An 18238-nucleotide genomic window follows, 5' to 3' on the forward strand; every position below is an offset into this window, starting at 1 on the left:
GTTCAAGCAGTTCTACCAGCGCCTGGTCGTCGCCGGCAAACCAAAGAAGGTCGCCCTCGTGGCAGCCATGCGCAAGCTCCTGACGGTGCTCAACGCCATCGCCAAGAGTGGCAAGCATTGGGACGATTCGCTTCATTCGGCTTGACTTGGAAGACGGTTGCTCAGCGCTTTGCGGCCGCGCGCGCGCCGATGCGGGTCTGCAGGAAGTCCAGCAGGGCGCGCAGGGCCGCGCTGTTGTGCCGTCGCTGGAGATAGGCCGCGAACAGCCACATGTCGTTGCGCACGAAATCGTGCAGCGCCGGTACCAGCTCACCGTGGTCGAGCTGCGAACGCACGGTGATCTCCGGCAGGTAGACCACCCCGAAGCCCTGCATCGCGACCTGGACCAGCGGGGTGTTGTCCGTCGAATCCATCCGGCTCTTCACCGGGACGTCCAGTGGCTTGCCCTGGACCTCGAATCGCCATTGCGGATGCGGGCCGGCGTTCGAATGCGTCAGCGCGTCGTGCCCGGACAGTTCCGAGGGGTGCGTCGGCATGCCGTGCTTCTTCCAGTAGGTCGGGGAGGCGCACACCGTGAGTTTCACCCGCGCGAGCTTGCGCACGATCAGGTTGTCGTCCTCGATCGGGCCGAAGCGCAGCGCCACGTCGATCGCTTCCTCCGCCATGTCGATCGTGTTGCTGGTCAGCCGAAGGCTGATGCTGACTTCGGGATAGTGGCCCATGAACTGTCCCAGCAGCTTGGGCAGGTCGCCCTGGCCCATGCCGGGCAAGGCGGCGATGCGCAGGCGACCCGTCGGGCGGCTGGCATGCTCCTGCAGCTCGGCCGTCGTGTGCTCCACCATTTCCAGCACCGGCTTGCTGCGCTCGAGCAACAGCGAGCCGGCGTCGGTCAGGCTCACGGACCGCGTGGAACGGTTCAGCAAACGCACGCCGAAGCGGGACTCCAGCTCGGCCACGTACTTGCTGACGGAAGCTCTCGACATGTCGAGCCGCGTGGCCGCGCGCGAGAAGCTGCCATGCGTGGCGACTTCGCGAAAGGTTCTGATCAGGTCGAGGCTGTCCATGTGTCTCCGGTCGGGTGAGGGCCGTGCTGCTTCGTGAAGCACCAATGTACCCAGAAAGAGCGAGAGCCCGCTACCTGAGGCCGCTGAGGATAATCGGCCGCGATGGACCGCCTGAAGCAACTCGAATCCTTCGTCGCGATCGCGACGCGCGGCAGTCTCACGGGCGCGGCCAAGGCCGAGGGTGTGGCGCCGGCCATCATGGGCCGCCGGCTGGACGCGCTGGAAGAGCGGCTCGGCGTCAAGCTGCTGCTGCGCACGACCCGCCGCATCACGCTCACGCACGAAGGCAGCGCGTTCCTGGAGGACTGCCAGCGCCTGCTGGTCGAACTCGCGAACGCGGAGGCCAGCGTCAGCGCCGGTGGCGTCAAGGCCAGCGGGCACTTGCGCGTGACCGCGCCGGCGGGCTTCGGCCGGCGCCATGTCGCGCCGCTCGTGCCGCGCTTCCACGAACTGCATCCGGAGGTCACGATCTCGCTGAACCTCAGCGATCGGCTGGTCGACATGGCGGGAGAGAGCTTCGATTGCGCCGTGCGCGTGGGCGACCTGCCCGATTCTTCGCTCGTGAGCATGCGTCTGGCGGACAACCGGCGGCGTTGCGTCGCGACGCCCGGATTCGTTCGCCGGCACGGCGCGCCGCGCCACCCCGGCGAACTGGCGCGCTTCGCCTGCCTCAGCCTCTCGAGCGACGCATCGCAGACGCGCGGCTGGGCGTTTCGCGTGCCGACCCCGAACGGCGAGCACGAGGTCGTGCACCTCAAGCCCACAGGGCCGCTGGACTGCTCCGACGGCCAGGTGCTGCACGATTGGTGCCTGGCCGGCCACGGCATCGCATGGCGCAGCACGTGGGAGGTGGAAGCGGAAATCGATGCCGGCCTGCTGGTTCCCCTGCTCGACGAGTTCGCCGCGCCGCCCAATGGCATCTACGCCGTCTTCCCGCAGCGCAAGCACCTGCCGCTGCGCGTGCGGCTGTGGCTGGATTTTCTGAAGGCGCAATATGCCCGGCCCGAATTCTGGGGCGGCACAATGACCCCGCCCGCAACGCTTGCACCCCCCCAGGAAGACCCACGATGACACTCGAAGCGATCCTTGCCTACCTGCACATCCTGGCCATCCTCACCATGGTGGTCTTCATCTCGAGCGAGGCCGCGCTGTGCCGTGTGCAATGGCTCAATGCGGCCGTGGTCGAGCGGCTGGCCAGGGTCGACATGGTCTACGGCATCGCGGCCATCGCCGTGCTCGCCACCGGCGTCGCGCGCACCTGGTGGGGCATCAAGGGCACCGCCTGGTACTGGACCAACCCGCTGCTGCACGTGAAGCTCACGCTCTTCATCATCGTCGGCATCATCTCCATCTTCCCCACGCTCACCTACTTCCGCTGGCGCAAGGCGCTGCGCGCCGACGGCACGCTGCCCAGCGAAACCGACATCCGGAAGACGCGCAAGCTGGTGATGATCCAGGCGCACCTGATCGCGCTCATACCGCTGGTCGCCGTCTTCCTGGCGCGCGGCTTCGGCGCCAGGGGCTAGCACCCCGATGCGGCCGGCATACGTCAAGGCACTCTTTGCCGGCACCATCTTCACCAGTGCCTTCCTCCTCTTTCTCGTCCAGCCGCTGATCGCCAAGCAGATCCTGCCCTGGTTCGGCGGCTCGGCCGCGGTGTGGTCGATCTGCATGGTCTTCTTCCAGGTCGTGCTGCTGGCGGGGTACGCCTACTCGGACTGGATCACGCGCCGCCTGGGCGTGCGCGCGCAGACGCGGCTGCACGTCGGCCTGCTGCTGCTGAGCCTGGCCTTCCTGCCGATCGTGACCAGCGCGCGCTGGAAGCCGACCGGGTCCGAAGACCCGACGGTCTGGATCCTCGGCCTGCTGCTCGGCACCATCGGCCTGCTGTACTTCCTGCTCTCGACCACCGGGCCGCTGGTGCAGTCCTGGGTGGCGCGCACGCCCTGGGGCGCGCAGGTGTACCGGTATTTCTCGCTCTCGAACCTCGCTTCGCTGGTGTCGCTGTTGAGCTATCCGGTCCTCATCGAGCCACACAGCGCGTTGATGCAGCAGGCCCGCGGCTGGTCGGTGGCCTACGCCGTGTTCGTGCTGCTGTGCGCCGGCACCACGCTCTACGTGTCGCGCCACTGGGCGGGCGGGCCGGCGATCGCTGCGGCGGCGGCCAGCGAGGCGACGCCCGCCGCGAAGCCTCGCGCCACCGACTACCTGACCTGGCTCGCCCTGCCGGCGCTGGGCTCGTGGCTGCTGCTCGCCATCACCAACCATATCACGCAGAACGTCGCGGCCATTCCCTTCCTGTGGGTGCTGCCGCTCTCGGTCTACCTGCTGACTTTCGTCCTGTGCTTCGAGAGCGACCGGTGGTACCGCCGCGTGGTGTTCCTCCCGTTCGCCGCCGTGATGCTGGCCCTGTGCGCCTTCGGGCTGCAGGACAGCCTGGGCTCCAACGTCAAGACCGCGCTGCCGATCTACATCGTCGGGCTGTTCGCGTTGTGCATGTTCCTGCACGGCGAGATGGCCAGCTTGCGGCCCGCCGGCGCGTACCTCACGCGCTTCTATCTCATGCTCTCGCTGGGCGGGGCGATCGGCGGCGTGAGCGTGGGGCTGGTCGCGCCGCACGTCCTGCCGGCGTACTACGAGCTGGGTCTGGGCCTGGTCCTGTGCGCGCTGCTCGCCGCCCTGCTGTGGCGAAGCCGGCGCCTGGGCATGGTGGCGTCGCTGGCGCTGGCGGCCTGCTGTGCCTGGTTCCTTGCGCTTCAGGTCGAGGGTGACACCTCCGGCGCGCGGCGCATGGAGCGCAACTTCTACGGCACGCTGATCACGCTCGATTCGGACGGCGATGCGGTGCGCGACAGGGTGCGGCAGATGTACCACGGCTCGGTCAAGCACGGCGAGCAGTACCTGGCGCGCGAGCGCCGACGCGAGCCCACCGCCTACTACGGGCCGAGTTCGGGCATCGGCCGGACCATCGCCGCCGCGCCACAGGCGGCGCGGCACGTCGGGCTCATCGGGCTGGGGGCGGGCACGCTGGCCACCTACGGCAGGGCGGGCGACGTCTACCGGGTCTACGAGATCAATCCCCAGGTCTTCGAGCTCGCCGACACCGAGTTCAGCTTTCTCGCCGATAGCCGCGCCCACATCGACCGCGTGCTCGGCGACGCCCGGCTGGCACTGGAGCGCGAGAGCCCGCAGGCCTTCGATGTGCTGGCCGTCGATGCGTTCTCGGGCGATTCGGTGCCGATCCACCTGATTACCTCCGAGGCCATGGATGTCTATCTGCGGCACATGCGGCCGGACGGCATCATCGCCTTCCATGTGACCAACCGCTTCCTCGCGCTCGCGCCCGTGGTCGGGAAGATCGCGCTGGCGAAGGGCCTGCACGCGGTACTGGTGCACGACGAACCGCCGCAGGAAGGGCTGCGCAGCACCGACTGGGTCCTGGTCGCGCGCGATCCCCAGGCGCTGACCCGGGGCACCCTTGCCGCGGCGAGCTCGGCGATCACGCCGATCCCCGGCCTGCGCGCCTGGACCGATGACTTCAACAACCTCTTCGGCGTGCTGAAGTAGCGTCGGGAAGAACACTGAAGCTCTGGCACTGGCCAATGTGCCGCTCCCGCTGGCCAATGCGCCACTTCGAATTGACGACACACACGAGCAGGCGCGAAGATCAATTCACACCCGAGGATGCGCGCCGCGTGCCGAGCGGCGAGAATCCCGACCCCCCCGGGTGTTCTTGCCTGGTGTGGAAATGTCGAGTAATACAATTTTGTCCGTGCGAACCAAACGCAGGATCCAGAAAAATGAAAGTCTTCATGCATCGATTTCCAGGTAACAGAACGTCTCTTGCGGTTGGCGCCATCGCCTTCTTCGGCGCTTTCGCTTCCTTCAGCGGCAGCGCCCACGCCGCCGATCTGAAGATCGGTGTTGCCGAAGCCCTGTCGGGCGGCGCCGCGCAGTACGGCGTTGCCATCCGCAACGGCTTCGAACTGGCCGCCGACGAGATCAATGCCGCGGGCGGCATCAACGGCAACAAGATCCAGCTGGTCGTCGCCGACGAGCAGGGCAAGAAGGAAGAGGCCATCAACGTCTTCAAGAAGCTGATCTTCCAGGACCAGGTGCTGATGGTTTTCGGCCCCACGCTGTCGAACTCCGCGCAGGCGGGCGACCCGATCGCGCAGGCCGCCAAGACGGTGGCGTTCGGCACGTCCAACACCGCGGACGGCATCACGTCCATCGGCGACTACGTCTTCCGCAATTCCGTCACCGAAGCCGACGTGCTTCCCGAAACCATCAAGGTGGCCGTGAAGAAGGCGGGCATCAAGAAGGTCGCGGTCCTCTACGGCAACGACGACGTGTTCACCAAGAGCGGCTATGACAACTTCAAGAAGGCGCTCGAAGACCTGAAGATCCCGGTGACCACCACCGAGACCTTCGCCAAGGGCGATGTCGATTTCAAGGCCCAGCTCACGAAGATCAAGGCCAGCGGCGCCGATGCCATCGTGCTGTCGGCCCTGCTCGCCGAAGGCGCGCCCATCATGGTGCAGGCCCGCCAGCTCGGCCTCAACGTGCCGTTCATCGGTGGCAACGGCATGAATTCGGTCAAGGTGTTCGATCTTGCCAAGGGCCAGTCCGACAACCTGTATGTGGGCAGCCCATGGTCGGCGAGCAACGCGACGCCGGAGAACACCCGCTTCATCAAGGCCTACCAGCAAAAGTACAAGACGGCGCCCGACCAGTTCGCCGCGCAGGCCTACGACGCCATGTACATCTCCGCGCAGGCGCTGAAGGCTGTCAAGCTGTCGGGCAACCTGCCGGCGGACCGCACGGCTGTCCGCGACGCCCTGCCGGCCGTCAAGTGGACCGGTGCGACCGGTGCGTTCCAGTTCCGTCGTGCAAACGACAAGGCGGGCAAGCCGGCTGGCTACGACGCCCAGCAACTTCCCATCGTCAGCGTGACAAAGGGAACCGAGTTCGTCATCGAGAAGTAATTGCCCAGGCTCCGGCGAGGCGGGCGCGACTGGCTTGGCCATCTCGTCGCACTTCGTCGGAGGAGCGCGCCATCCGGGTGCTCTCCGCGAGATCGGCTTCAGTTTGTCTTTTGCGGTGCGCCGTCGTGGCGCGCCGGAGGTGTCTTCCTTGCTTGAACAGCAACTCGTCAATGCCCTCTCGCTGGGGTGCGTCTATGCCCTCTTCGCGCTGGGCTTCACGCTCATCTTCGGCGTGCTCGGCGTCATCAACCTGTCGCACGGCGCGGTCTTCATGGTCGGCGCTTACGCGGCGGTCGAGGCCATGGCGCGGTTCGCGTTGCCGCTCTGGGCCGGCATGCTGTTTGCCTTTGCCTTCTGTGGCGGGCTCGGTCTGTTGATCGACTACCTGGTGCTCAGGCCGCTGCGCGCGCGCAACGCCCCGCACCTCATACCGATGATCGCCACGATCGGCGTGGCCATCATCCTGAACAACGGGGTGCAGGGCATCTTCGGCGCACAGAACATCCGCTTCCCGCAAGGCGTGATCTCCGACCAGTCGATGAGCCTCGGCGGCATCCACCTGACCGCGCTCGAACTGGGCATCATCCTGCTCTCCTTCGCGCTGATGGCCGTCCTGCTGCTGGCACTGAAGCGCACGCAGCTGGGGCGCGCGCTGCGCGCCATTGCCGAATCGCCCAAGGCGGCCTATCTGGTGGGCGTGAACGTCGAGGGTCTCTTCTACATGACGTCCTTCGCCGCGGCGGCATTGGGCGGGCTGGCGGGCGTGCTCATCGGGCTCTATTCCAATGCGGTGTTTCCGCTCATGGGCCAGCCGATGCTGCACAAGGGCATCGCGGTCATCATCCTGGGGGGCATGGGCGACATCCGCGGCGCGCTCATCGGTGGCCTGTTCCTCGGTTTCGCGGAAGTCCTGTCGGTCGCCTACATCGGCTCGACCATGCGTGACGCGGTCGCGTTCGGGCTGCTCTTCCTCGTTCTGCTGGTGCGGCCCAAGGGTCTGTTCGGCACCTTGCAAGAGCGCAAAGTCTGATGGACGCGCTCGCCAACTTCTGGTCTGTCTACAGCAACCTGGTGCTCTCGCTGGGCACCAATGCGCTGCTCGCGCTGTCGATATGGCTCACCCTGTCATGCGGCATGCTGGCGATGGCCAATGCCGCATTCATGGGCATCGGGGCCTACACGTCGGCCATCCTCACGATGAGCTGGGGCGTGCCATTTCCGGTCGCCATCGCGGCCGGCATGGCGGCGCCCGCGCTGATGGCCTTCATCATCGGCAAGCCGACGCTCCGGCTGTCGGGCGTGTACCTCGCCATGGCCACGCTCGCCTTCGGCGAGGTGGTGCGCATCGCGATCCTCAATGCCGAATCGCTCACCGGCGGTGCGCTGGGCCTGAACGGCATTCCGCCTTCGACCCAGTGGTGGCACGTGGTGCTGGCGTTGGTGTTGGTCCTGTTGGCCTTGTGGCGCTTGAGGCGCTCGAAAGTCGGCCGCGCTTTCGAAGCCATCAAGGAAGACGAAACGGCAGCCGGGTTGATGGGCATCGACGTCGCCGCGCACAAGATGCTCGCCTTCGTGCTCGGCGCCGCCATCGCGGGGCTGGCCGGCACGCTCAATGCGCACCTGACCTTCTTCATCGGCCCGAACGAGTTCGGCTTCGACCGTGGCGTCGACATCCTGACGATGGCCGTGCTCGGCGGCATCAACGGACTCACAGGCCCCGTGCTCGGCGGCATGATCCTCACCGTGCTGCCCGAATCGCTGCGCGCGTTCGGCGATTTCCGCCTGGTGCTCAACGGCATCATCCTCGTGCTGATCGTGCTGTTCCTGCCCAAGGGAATCTGGGATCCGGCGCGCATACGGCACTGGTTCGGGCGCAAGGGAGCAGTCGCATGAGCGCCGGACTTCTCACGCTCGATGGCGTTTCGCGCCACTTCGGTGGGCTGCGGGTGCTGCAGGAAGTCCACCTGGAGGTGCCGAAGGGCGGGATCTTCGGGCTGATCGGCCCCAACGGCGCGGGCAAGACCACCGTCTTCAATCTCACCACCGGGCTGCTGCCCGTGACGGGCGGGACGATCCGATTCGAAGGCAAGGATCTCGCGGGCATGAAGCCGCACGAGATCACCCGCGCGGGCATCGCGCGCACCTTTCAGAACATCCGCGTCTTCAAGGAAATGTCGCTGATCGAGAACGTGATGGTCGGCATGCACGCGAAGCTGGGCTACGGTGCCTTCGGGTTGCTTGCTTCATCGGGCCTGTTCCGCAGCGAGGAGCGCCGCGCGCGGGAACGCGCGCGCGAGTTGCTTTCCTGGGTCAAGCTGGACCACAAGGCCACCGACACGGCGGACAAGCTCTCGTACGGCGAGCAGCGCAAGCTCGAACTCGCCCGCGCATTGGCGACCGAACCCAAGCTGCTGCTGCTCGACGAGCCGGTCGCGGGCATGAACAGCACCGAAAAGACCGACCTGATGCACGAGATCCGCAACATCAGCGCGCGGGGCTACACGGTCTTCATGATCGAGCATGACATGCGTTTCGTGATGGGCCTGTGCGAGCACATCGCCGTGCTGAACTTCGGCCGCATCATCGCGCGCGGCGGGCCGGACGCGATCCGCAACGACCCGCAGGTGATCGAGGCCTATCTGGGCCGCGAGGAAGACGAGGCGACGAGCCACGGGGAGGCCAGGTCATGAGCGCGCCACTCCTGAAGGTCGAGGGGCTGAAGGTCGCCTACGGCCACATCGAAGCGGTGAAGGGCATCGATTTCGAACTGCACGAGGGGCAGATCACGACGCTGGTCGGCGCCAACGGCGCGGGCAAGTCCACCACGCTGCTGGCCTTGTCGGGCCTGGTCAGGAAGGCGGCGGGGCGCGTCGTGATGCAGGGCCAGGACCTGACTTCGCTGTCGCCGCACAAGATCGTCGCGGCCGGCCTGGTGCAGGTGGCGGAAGGGCGCGCCACGCTCACGACGCTCAGCGTGCGCGAGAACCTCGAACTCGGCGCCTACACGCGGCGCGACGGCAGGGCGCAGCGCCTCGAGGACCTGGACCGCATCTTCACGCTCTTCCCGGTCTTGAAGGAGCGGTCCGAGGGCCTGGCCGGCAACCTGTCGGGTGGCGAGCAGCAGATGCTCGCCATCGGCCGCGCGTTGATGGCGAAGCCTCGCGTGCTGTTGCTCGACGAACCTTCGATGGGCCTGGCGCCGATCATCGTGCAGGACATCTTCCGCACACTGCGCGAGATCAACAAGAACGGGCTCACCATCTTCCTGGTCGAGCAGAACGTGCGCCAGGCGCTCAAGATCGCCGACCGCGCCTACGTGATCGAAACCGGGCGCATCGTGCTGTCGGGCAGCGGGCACGAATTGCTCGGAAACCCGAAGGTGCAGGACGCGTACCTGGGCGGATAAGAAGAAGCCCCGCATGCGGGGCTTTTCTTCAGTCGTTCAGGCCTTGTTGCAGGTCGAGAGGTACTTGTTGCGCTCTTCGCCCTTGAGTCCCTTTTCCTTGGCTTCCTTGCTGCAGGCGCCCAGCTTGTTGACCGGCTTGGCCGGCGCGGCGGCGGCGGTAAGACCCTTGTTGCAGTCCGACAGGTACTTGTTGCGTTCCTCGCCCTTCAGACCCTTGCCGGCGGCTTCCTTGCTGCACGCGCCGAGCTTGCTGCCCGGTTTGGCGGCGGCAGCGGCGGCGGGGGCCGGGTCGGCCGCGTACGCGACGCCGAAGGAGAGACAGGCGCCCATGGCGATCGCGGAAAGGAGCTTCTTCATGATGTGTGTGTCCTCGGAGAATTGAGTGGGAAGGCAGCCCCGGCCCACCGGGGTCGCCCCCACTAACGGCTGTCGGCGTCCGGCGGATGACGGCCGGCGCGGGGGCGGGGTTTGCCCCCGGTAAAATCCCGCGATGCTATTGGTCAAACAGGAGCTGCTCGCGGCGCTCGCGAACACGCTCGAATCCCTCTCACCCGGCGCGGGCAGCAAAGCCGCGTTCGAATCCCCCAAGGTCGCGGCGCACGGTGATTTCGCCAGCACGGCGGCGATGCAGCTCGCCAAGCCGCTGGGGCGCAAGCCCCGCGAGCTGGCCGATGAGCTCCGCGCCACCTTGCTCGCCACGCCGGCTTTCGGTCAATGGGTCGACGCCATCGAGATCGCCGGCCCCGGCTTCCTCAACATCCGCCTGAAGACCGCCGCCAAGCAGCAGGTCGTGCGCGAGGTGCTGGCGGCGGGCGAGGACTTCGGCCGGCAGCCCCAGCGCGGCGATCGTGTGCTGGTCGAGTTCGTCTCTGCCAATCCCACCGGCCCGCTGCACGTCGGCCACGGTCGCCAGGCCGCGCTCGGCGACGCCATCTGCAACCTGCTCGCCACGCAGGGCGACAGCGTCTATCGCGAGTTCTACTACAACGACGCGGGCGTCCAGATCCAGACCCTCGCCACCAGCACCCAGCTGCGCGCCATTGGCCTCAAGCCCGGCGACGCCAAGTGGCCCGAGCAGGCCTACAACGGCGAATACATCGCCGACATCGCCGCGGACTTCAAGGCGAAGAAGACCGTGCGCTCAGACGACCGCGAATTCACCGCGAGCGGCGACGTGGAAGACATCGACGGCATACGCCAGTTCGCTGTCGCCTACCTGCGGCATGAGCAGGACCTGGACCTGAAGGCCTTCCAGGTCCGGTTCGACAACTACTACCTCGAGTCCAGCCTCTACACCAGCGGCCGGGTCGCCGCCACGGTGCAGAAGCTCATCGACGCCGGCAAGACCTATGAGCAGGACGGCGCGCTGTGGCTCAAGTCGACCGACTACGGCGACGACAAGGACCGCGTCATGAGGAAGGGCGACGGCACCTACACTTACTTCGTGCCGGATGTGGCTTATCACATCGCCAAGTGGGAGCGCGGCTTCCACAGGGTCGTGAACATACAGGGCACCGACCACCACGGCACCATCGCGCGCGTGCGCGCCGGACTGCAGGCGGCGGGCGTCGGCATCCCGGCCGGTTATCCGGACTACGTGCTTCACACCATGGTGCGCGTGATGCGCGGCGGCGAAGAGGTCAAGATCAGCAAGCGCGCCGGCAGCTACGTCACGCTGCGCGACCTCATCGAATGGACCAGCACCGACGCGGTTCGCTTCTTCCTGCTCAGCCGCAAGCCCGACACCGAATACACCTTCGACATCGATCTCGCGCTGGCGCAGAACAACGACAACCCCGTCTACTACGTGCAGTACGCGCATGCGCGGATCTGCTCGGTGCTGGCGGCGTGGGGCGGCAATGCGGCCACGCTAGCGCAAGTCGACCTTTCCCCGTTGCAGAGCCCCGCGGCGCAGGCCCTCATGCTGCTGCTGGCGAAGTACCCGGACATGCTCGGTGCCGCAGCCAAGGATTTCGCGCCGCACGACGTCACCTTCTACCTGCGCGAACTGGCCGCGAGCTACCACAGCTATTACGACGCCGAGCGTATCCTGGTCGACGACGAGCCGGTCAGGCTGGCCCGCCTGGCGCTGGTCGCCGCCACCGCGCAGGTGCTGCACAATGGCCTCGCAATTCTCGGCGTCAGCGCGCCGCGCAAGATGTGAATTCCACTCTCTCCATGAAACAACGACAAAGCGGCAACACCATCATCGGGCTCATCGTCGGCTTGGTGCTCGGCCTCGGCGTGGCGCTCGGCATTGCGGTTTATGTAACCAAAGTGCCGATACCGTTCATGACCAAGACCCAGCGCGGCGGGGCCGAGCAGGACGAAGCCGAAGCCCGCAAGAACCGCGACTGGGACCCGAATGCGCCGCTCGCCGGCAAGTCGAACGCCCAGCGGCCGGCGACGGCCGCCGTGCCCGAGGTATCCGCCGCGCCCCCGCAGCCCGCGTCGGTCGGTCCCCTCCATCCTCCGAGCGGGCCGGTGCCCGTGGTGGTCGCACCCAGCGCCGCGCCGCGCCCGGCGCGCACGGCGCCGGTTCCGGCCGAAGCGAACGCGCTGCCGCCGTCGAACGATCCGATCGGCGACCTCGCCAGAGCGCGCTCGGGCGGCGGCACGAGCGTGGCCACCGCCAACGCCAGCTCGGGTGTCAGCGCCGCCACCGATCCCTTCGTGTATTTCGTGCAGGCGGGTGCCTTCCGCACGCCCGAGGACGCCGAGGCGCAGCGCGCCAAGCTGTCGCTCATGGGCGTGGAGGCGAAGGTGACGGAGCGCGAACAGGCCGGGCGCACTGTCTACCGCGTGCGCGCGGGGCCTTTCAACAAGAAGGACGAAGCCGATCGGCTGAAGGAGCGGCTCGACGGCGGTGGCCTCGAATCGGCCCTGGTCCGTGTTCAACGCTGAGACTTGATTCTCCGTTACTGTTGTTCACCGGGAACTTCGATCCGCGGGGCCGGCTCTTTCTGCCCACACTGTAGGACTTCTTCTTATGAAACGTCGTGATTTTTCGCTGGCCGCGGCAACGCTCGGCCTTCTTCCACTGGCCGCCCCGACGCATGCGCAATCGCCGCGCGTGCCCAAGGAAGGCACCGAGTACATCGCGCTGAAGAAACCCGCGCCCATCGACACCCCCGCAGGCAAGGTCGAGGTGCTCGAATTCTTCTCTTACAACTGCCCGCATTGCGCCGCGTTCGAGCCGCGGCTCGAAGCCTGGGTCAAGCAGCTGCCGCCGCATGTGGCGTTCAAGCGCGTGCCGGTACCCTTCGTCGGCAACGACGTCGAAGCCAAGCAGCGCCTCTACTACACGCTGGAAGCCTTGGGCAAGGTCGACGAATTCCAACTGAAGATCTTCGACGCCATCCACAACAAGCGCCAGAACATCAACGGGGACGACGCGATTCTTGCCTGGTCCGCGAACCAGCCGGGTCTGGATGCCAAGAAGTTCGCCGACCTGTTCAAGTCCTTCTCCGTGGTCGGCAAGGCCAAGCGCGCGACCCAGCTCACCAACGACTACGCGGTCGCCGGCGTGCCGGCTTTCGGCGTGGCCGGGCGCTGGTACCTGGACGGCGACACCTCCGGCTCGATGGAGGGCGCGCTGAAGGTCGCGGATTACCTGATCGGCGAGGCGCGCAAGGGCTGACGGCCTATGCCGGGACGGGCAACCATGCTCTGCCTGGATGCCCTAAAGTCGATGGAGCCCGCTTCGGCGGGCTTTTTCATTCGGGCCGCGCCGAACCGGGACCCCCGGCCGCATACAATCGCGCAGCAAGTTTCGTGCCTCTATGAAGTCGCAACCCTCATCCTTTTCCCTTAGCCAGCTGGTTAGTGCTTTTGTCCTCACCCTGTGGTTGGCTGGCTTCGCGCCGCTCGCCCAGGCGGAGAAGGCCGACCGTACCAAGCCGATGAACATCGATGCGGACGCGATGCGCTACGACGATCTCAAGCAGACCAGCGTCTTCACGGGCAACGTGCTGGTGACCAAGGGCACGATCACCATCCGCGGCGCGCGCATCGACGTGCGGCAGGACCCGGATGGCTACCAGTACGGCGTCGTCACCGCGGCGCCGGGCAAGCTGGCCTACTACAAGCAGAAGCGCGACGCCGGGCCCGACGAATGGATCGAGGGTGAAGCCGAAGTGATCGAATACGACAGCCGCGCCGACAACGTGAAATTCATCCGGCGCGCCGTGATGCGCCGGCTGCTGGGCGCGACTGTCAACGACGAGAGCAGCGGACCGCTGATCGTCTACGACCAGAGCAACGACACCTTCAGCGTCAACGGGTCCTCGCTGCCGCCGAACGCGGGCGTCGCGACGCAATCCAGCGGCCGGGTGAGGGCCGTCCTGACGCCCAAGCCCGCGGCGCCGGCAGCGGCGCCGGCAGCGGCGCCGGCGCCTGCCCGGGCCGCCGCGCCCGCCACCCTTCCCGCCGCCGGTTCGGGTCTGCGCCCGAGCACCACGCTCAGCGGCGAGCAAGGCAAGTGATGGCAGCCCTCGGCCTGAACCCCCATGCAGCCACGGCGGGCAGCCGCCTGGAGGCGCGCGGCCTGAAGAAGAGCTACGGCAGCCGCACGGTCGTCAAGGACGTCTCGCTGGCCGTGCAGAAGGGCGAAGTGGTCGGCCTGCTGGGCCCCAACGGCGCGGGCAAGACCACCTCCTTCTACATGATCGTCGGGCTGGTGCGGGCCGATGCGGGCGAGATCACCATCGACGGCGAGCCGATCGCGCACATGCCCATCCATCGCCGCGCGCGCATGGGGCTGAGCTACCTGCCGCAGGAAGCTTCGATCTTTCGCAAGCTCACGGTCGAGGAGAACGTGCGCGCCGTGCTGGAGCTCCAGTACGAGCCCGATGGCTCGGGGCGGCCGGTCTCCTTGTCGAACAAGCGGATCGAGGAGCGGCTCACCGAACTGTTGACCGACCTGCGTGTCGATCACCTGCGCGATTCGTCCGCGCTCTCGCTGTCGGGTGGCGAGCGCCGGCGCGTCGAGATCGCGCGCGCCCTCGCCACACAACCGCGCTTCATCCTGCTCGACGAGCCCTTCGCCGGCATCGACCCGATCGCGGTGATCGAGATCCAGCGGATCATCAGTTTCCTGAAGGAACGCGGCATCGGCGTTCTCATCACCGACCACAATGTGCGTGAAACGCTGGGCATCTGCGATCACGCATTCATCATCAGCGACGGGCATGTGCTGGCACAAGGCACGCCTTCGGAGATCGTCGACAACGCCGAGGTGCGAAGGGTGTACCTGGGCGAACACTTCCGGATGTAATGTTGCTTACCCCCAGGCTCCGCACATCGTGCCTCGCCGACCCCCTGCCGGGGACGGGCCGGCCGCATCGCGCGGCCGTGTGCGGCGGCCTCACTTGTTGTCGTGCGCCATGAAGCAAGGTCTTTCGCTGCGCGTATCGCAGCATCTCGCCCTGACGCCGCAGCTTCAGCAGTCGATCCGGCTGCTGCAGCTGTCCACGCTCGAATTGAGCCAGGAAGTCGAGCAGATGCTCGACGACAACCCCTTCCTCGAGCGCACCGCCGAGGAAGCCACGCGCGAGGAATTCGGCCTGGAGTCGGCCGATGCGCCGGTGCGCGATGACGACCGCCTGGCCGAGGGCGAGGGCGAATTCAGCGCCGGGCCGTCGGCCTCCGTGGCCGAGGCCGCTGTCGCAAGCCCGGCCGAGACCGAGGCCGCCTCCACCACCGATACCGCCGACGGCGAACCCGACTGGGAAGGCGACGGCACCATCGACCTCGCGCCCGACGATACCGAATGGGGCGGCGACGCTCCCGCGCGTGCCAACAACCTCGGCGACGACGAGCGCACCGATGCGACCGAACTCGCGCGCAGCCAGGAATCGCTGCAGTCCTTCCTGCATCGCCAGGCGCTGGGCCTGCGCCTCAACGAGAACGACCGCGCCGCCCTGCGCTTCCTGATCGAATCCCTCAACGACGACGGCTACCTCGAAGACTCGCTGCCCGCCCTCGCCTCGGGCCTGGCGGGCGACGACAACGACCAGTTCGACGATCTGGTGCACCACTTCCAGGTCGCGCTCGGCTTGCTGCAAAGCCTGGAGCCGGTCGGCGTCGGCGCGCGCAACCTCGGCGAGTGCCTCAGCATCCAGCTGAGGGCCCTCGCCCACGAGGGCGAAAGCCCCGACGAGGCCCAGGTGCGCAAGACCGCCCTCGCGATCTGCAAACAGCCGATGGAGCTGCTCGCCCGGCGCGACTTCAAGCGCCTGGCCACGCTCACCCGCAGCAACGAGGAAGAAGTCCGCGCCGCCCTGCAACTCATCGCCCGGCTCGAACCCAAGCCGGGCCGCCGCTTCGTGGATGTCGAGCGCAACGTCGTCGTGCCGGACGTGATCGTCACGCGCGTAGGCAACGGCACCAACGCCAAGTTCCGCGTCATGCTCAATCCCGAGGTGATGCCCCGCCTGCGCGTGCACGACATCTATGCCGGCGCGCTCAGGCAGCACAAGGGCGAGGGCAGCCAGGCGCTGTCGCAGCGCCTGCAGGAGGCGCGCTGGTTCATCAAGAACATCCAGCAGCGCTTCGACACCATCCTGCGCGTGTCCAACGCCATCGTCGAGCGGCAGAAGAGCTTCTTCGTGCACGGCGAGCTGGCGATGCGTCCGCTGGTGCTGCGCGAGATCGCCGACGAGCTGGGCCTTCACGAGTCGACCATCAGCCGGGTGACCACCGCCAAGTACATGGCGACGCCCTACGGCACTGTCGAACTCAAGTATTTCTTCGGCTCCGCGCTCGGCACCGAGACCGGCGGCAACGCGTCGAGTACCGCGGTGCGCGCCTTGATCAAGCAGTTCGTGAGCGCCGAGGATCTCAAGAAGCCGCTGTCCGACAGCCAGCTCTCGGAGATGCTCAAGGAGCAAGGCATCGAATGCGCTCGCCGCACAGTGGCGAAGTACCGGGAAGCATTGCGCATCGCGCCAGCCAATCTGCGCAAGGCCCTCTAGGAGCGTCCGGCCGCAAGCCGCCGGTCAGACGCGCGCCAGCTGCAACACCGCACGCAGCGCGGCCGGCTGCACGGGCTTGCGCAGCGCGTGCCAGCCGCGCGCCTCGGCCAGCTGCCGTGTCGCTTCGTCGATGTCGGCCGACACCAGGGCGATCGCCAGTTCCGGCCTTTGCCGCTGCAGTTCGCGGGCCAGTGCGATGCCGTCGAGCGCGCCCGGCAGGCGGATGTCGCACAGTGCGAAGTCAATGGCGTGCAGGTCGGCCAGCGCGAGTGCCTCGGCCGCGCTTCCGTACACGCGCGGCCGCGCGTTCCACAGGCGCAGCAGCGCGGCGATGCTGTCGGCCACCACCGCGTTGTCTTCCACCACCAGCACGGCAAGCCCGGGGCGCAGCGGTCGTGATGCGTGCGTCGCGTGATCCATCGCATCCCCCGCCGGGGCTGCCACCGGCAGCACGGCAGCATGCACCGGCGCGGCCGGCAGCGTGAATCCGAATACCGAGCCCCGTCCGAGCCTCGAACGCAGCGTCACCTGCACGTCCAGCCGCTGCGCCAGGCGCCGCACGATCGCGAGGCCCAGCCCGTGGCCGCGTTGCAGATTGCGCTCCACGTTGCCCACCTGCTCGAAATCGCCGAACACGCGCTCCTGCGCGTCCGGCGCGATGCCGATGCCCGCGTCGCGCACTTCCACGCGCCAGCCGTTGCTGCGGCGCCGACAGGCCAGCAGCACGCGGCCGCGCGGCGTGAACTTGAGCGCGTTGTCCATCAGGTTGCCGAGAATGCGCCGCAGCGCCACGGCGTCGGTCCACGCCACCGCGCCGTCCGGGCAGCGCACCCGCACCCGGCCACCGCCGCCCTGGCGCGCGAATTCGTGCATCAAGGGTCCCAGGGCCACCGCGACCGGCGTGATGGGATCGGCCGCCGCCTCGATGCGCCCGATCTCCAGGAGCTGGTTGGTCAGCCCTTCGAGCGCCTGCTGCGCCCGCGAGAGCGAGGCGACCGTGTGCTGTACCGTCGCCATGTCCTCGCCGGCGTTCAACTGGTGGCGCAGCACCTCGGCCTGGAGACCCATCGCCATCACCGGCTGGCGAAGGTCATGGTTGGCCGCCGAGAAGAAGCGCAGGCGGTCGGCCTGCGCCTGCTGCGATTCGCGCAGTCCGGCCAGCGCCTGCTCGCGCAGCGTGCTCTCGTTGTGCCGCAGGCCGATGTTCTCCTCCAACTGGCGAGAACGCTCCGCCACCAGTTTCCACACCATCGCGAGCAGCCCGACCCCCAGCACCGACAGCGCCACCATCGGCGGCGCGCCGTGGATGATGCCCATCGCGATGATCGGCGCCAGCAGCAGCGTGATGGCGAGTTGCATCGCGGGCGTGTGGTAGGACACCGAGAACGCCGAGGACAGCGTCATTGCCATGATCACCACGCCCAGCAGCAACTGCGCCGTAGGGTCGGCCGGGTTGAACAGCAGCACCCCGGCCAGCCCGTGCGCCGCCTCGTGGACTGCGATGCGCGCCGTGTGCAGGCGCAGCGCCGGCGGCAGATTGGCGGGCGTGAGCGACGCGGGCAGCCGCTGCGGAAAGAAGCCGCGCAAGGCCGTGCTGACGGCGATCAGCGCAATCCAGACCAGTGCGCGCGCGACCGAGTATTGCCAGGCAAAGAGCGCCGCCACGCCGCAGTCGAGCAGGAACTGCACCAACAGCACCGGGCCGCTCGGCTGGGCGCTCAGGCGAAGCACCTCGCATCGGATGGCAAACGCGTCCGCCTCGAGCAGCTCAGGATGGGCAGGGGCGGGTGGTGGGCTCATCGGCGG

At 67.4% G+C, this 18238-nt stretch carries 17 protein-coding genes and 1 pseudogene; 15 read left to right on the forward strand and 3 right to left on the reverse strand.

Going from position 1 to position 18238, the window contains the following annotated elements:
- Nucleotides 1-145, forward strand: a pseudogene (locus AC1DNF_RS31790) (IS110 family transposase); the annotation flags it as partial.
- A gap of 16 nt (nt 146-161) precedes the next feature.
- Here AC1DNF_RS31790 and AC1DNF_RS31795 read toward each other — a convergent pair.
- Nucleotides 162-1064 (reverse strand): LysR family transcriptional regulator, encoded by a 903-nt coding sequence (locus tag AC1DNF_RS31795; RefSeq protein ID WP_478152648.1) that lies wholly within the window; start codon nt 1062-1064, stop codon nt 162-164.
- Between the two features lie 102 nt (nt 1065-1166).
- Here AC1DNF_RS31795 and AC1DNF_RS31800 point away from each other — a divergent pair, with 102 nt between their 5' ends.
- The 8 genes from AC1DNF_RS31800 (at nt 1167) to AC1DNF_RS31835 (ending at nt 9458) form a co-directional block, all read left to right on the forward strand.
- On the forward strand, nt 1167-2135 hold the full coding sequence (locus AC1DNF_RS31800) for a LysR family transcriptional regulator (RefSeq protein ID WP_478152649.1): 969 nt from the start codon (nt 1167-1169) through the stop codon (nt 2133-2135).
- Nucleotides 2132-2590, forward strand: coding sequence for a DUF2214 family protein (locus AC1DNF_RS31805; RefSeq protein WP_478152650.1), 459 nt, complete (start codon nt 2132-2134; stop codon nt 2588-2590). The genes AC1DNF_RS31800 and AC1DNF_RS31805 overlap by 4 nt, the downstream gene beginning before the upstream one ends.
- Nucleotides 2591-2597: 7 nt before the next feature.
- Entirely contained in the window at nt 2598-4631 is a 2034-nt protein-coding gene (locus AC1DNF_RS31810; protein WP_478152651.1) for a spermidine synthase, read from the forward strand.
- 233 nt (nt 4632-4864) lie between these two features.
- Nucleotides 4865-6052: an ABC transporter substrate-binding protein gene (locus AC1DNF_RS31815; RefSeq protein WP_478152652.1), complete on the forward strand. Its 1188-nt coding sequence runs from the start codon at nt 4865-4867 to the stop codon at nt 6050-6052.
- 148 nt (nt 6053-6200) lie between these two features.
- Nucleotides 6201-7082, forward strand: a complete 882-nt coding sequence (locus AC1DNF_RS31820) for a branched-chain amino acid ABC transporter permease (RefSeq protein ID WP_478152653.1) — start codon at nt 6201-6203, stop codon at nt 7080-7082.
- Nucleotides 7082-7945 carry a branched-chain amino acid ABC transporter permease gene (locus AC1DNF_RS31825; RefSeq protein ID WP_478152654.1) on the forward strand — a complete coding sequence of 288 codons (864 nt, stop codon included), beginning with the start codon at nt 7082-7084 and terminating at the stop codon, nt 7943-7945. Before AC1DNF_RS31820 ends, AC1DNF_RS31825 begins: the two co-directional genes overlap by 1 nt.
- On the forward strand, nt 7942-8742 hold the full coding sequence (locus AC1DNF_RS31830) for an ABC transporter ATP-binding protein (protein ID WP_478152655.1): 801 nt from the start codon (nt 7942-7944) through the stop codon (nt 8740-8742). The genes AC1DNF_RS31825 and AC1DNF_RS31830 overlap by 4 nt, the downstream gene beginning before the upstream one ends.
- A complete protein-coding gene (locus AC1DNF_RS31835; RefSeq protein WP_478152656.1) occupies nt 8739-9458 on the forward strand; it encodes an ABC transporter ATP-binding protein in 720 nt (239 codons plus the stop codon). The genes AC1DNF_RS31830 and AC1DNF_RS31835 overlap by 4 nt, the downstream gene beginning before the upstream one ends.
- 36 nt (nt 9459-9494) lie before the next feature.
- On the opposite strand, the gene AC1DNF_RS31840 is transcribed toward AC1DNF_RS31835, so the two are convergent.
- Complete coding sequence (locus AC1DNF_RS31840; protein WP_478152657.1) at nt 9495-9815, reverse strand: PsiF family protein; 321 nt, start codon at nt 9813-9815, stop codon at nt 9495-9497.
- A gap of 133 nt (nt 9816-9948) precedes the next feature.
- On the opposite strand from AC1DNF_RS31840, the gene argS reads away from it, so the two are divergent.
- The 6 genes from argS to AC1DNF_RS31870 all read left to right on the forward strand — a co-directional run bounded on the left by argS (nt 9949) and on the right by AC1DNF_RS31870 (nt 16432).
- A complete protein-coding gene (gene argS, locus AC1DNF_RS31845) occupies nt 9949-11622 on the forward strand; it encodes an arginine--tRNA ligase (protein ID WP_478152658.1) in 1674 nt (557 codons plus the stop codon).
- A gap of 14 nt (nt 11623-11636) precedes the next feature.
- Nucleotides 11637-12362 (forward strand): SPOR domain-containing protein, encoded by a 726-nt coding sequence (locus AC1DNF_RS31850; RefSeq protein ID WP_478152659.1) that lies wholly within the window; start codon nt 11637-11639, stop codon nt 12360-12362.
- 85 nt (nt 12363-12447) lie between these two features.
- Nucleotides 12448-13098 (forward strand): thiol:disulfide interchange protein DsbA/DsbL, encoded by a 651-nt coding sequence (locus AC1DNF_RS31855; protein ID WP_478152660.1) that lies wholly within the window; start codon nt 12448-12450, stop codon nt 13096-13098.
- A gap of 142 nt (nt 13099-13240) precedes the next feature.
- Nucleotides 13241-13942: a lipopolysaccharide transport periplasmic protein LptA gene (gene lptA, locus AC1DNF_RS31860; protein ID WP_478152661.1), complete on the forward strand. Its 702-nt coding sequence runs from the start codon at nt 13241-13243 to the stop codon at nt 13940-13942.
- Complete coding sequence (lptB, locus tag AC1DNF_RS31865; protein WP_478152662.1) at nt 13942-14733, forward strand: LPS export ABC transporter ATP-binding protein; 792 nt, start codon at nt 13942-13944, stop codon at nt 14731-14733. The genes lptA and lptB overlap by 1 nt, the downstream gene beginning before the upstream one ends.
- Nucleotides 14734-14842: 109 nt before the next feature.
- Nucleotides 14843-16432: an RNA polymerase factor sigma-54 gene (locus AC1DNF_RS31870; protein ID WP_478152663.1), complete on the forward strand. Its 1590-nt coding sequence runs from the start codon at nt 14843-14845 to the stop codon at nt 16430-16432.
- A 24-nt stretch (nt 16433-16456) separates the two neighbouring features.
- On the opposite strand, the gene AC1DNF_RS31875 is transcribed toward AC1DNF_RS31870, so the two are convergent.
- Entirely contained in the window at nt 16457-18232 is a 1776-nt protein-coding gene (locus tag AC1DNF_RS31875) for a sensor histidine kinase (protein ID WP_478152664.1), read from the reverse strand.
- Nucleotides 18233-18238 lie beyond the last annotated feature (6 nt).

The sequence above is a fragment of the Variovorax sp. 01T432 genome (genome assembly GCF_056398605.1).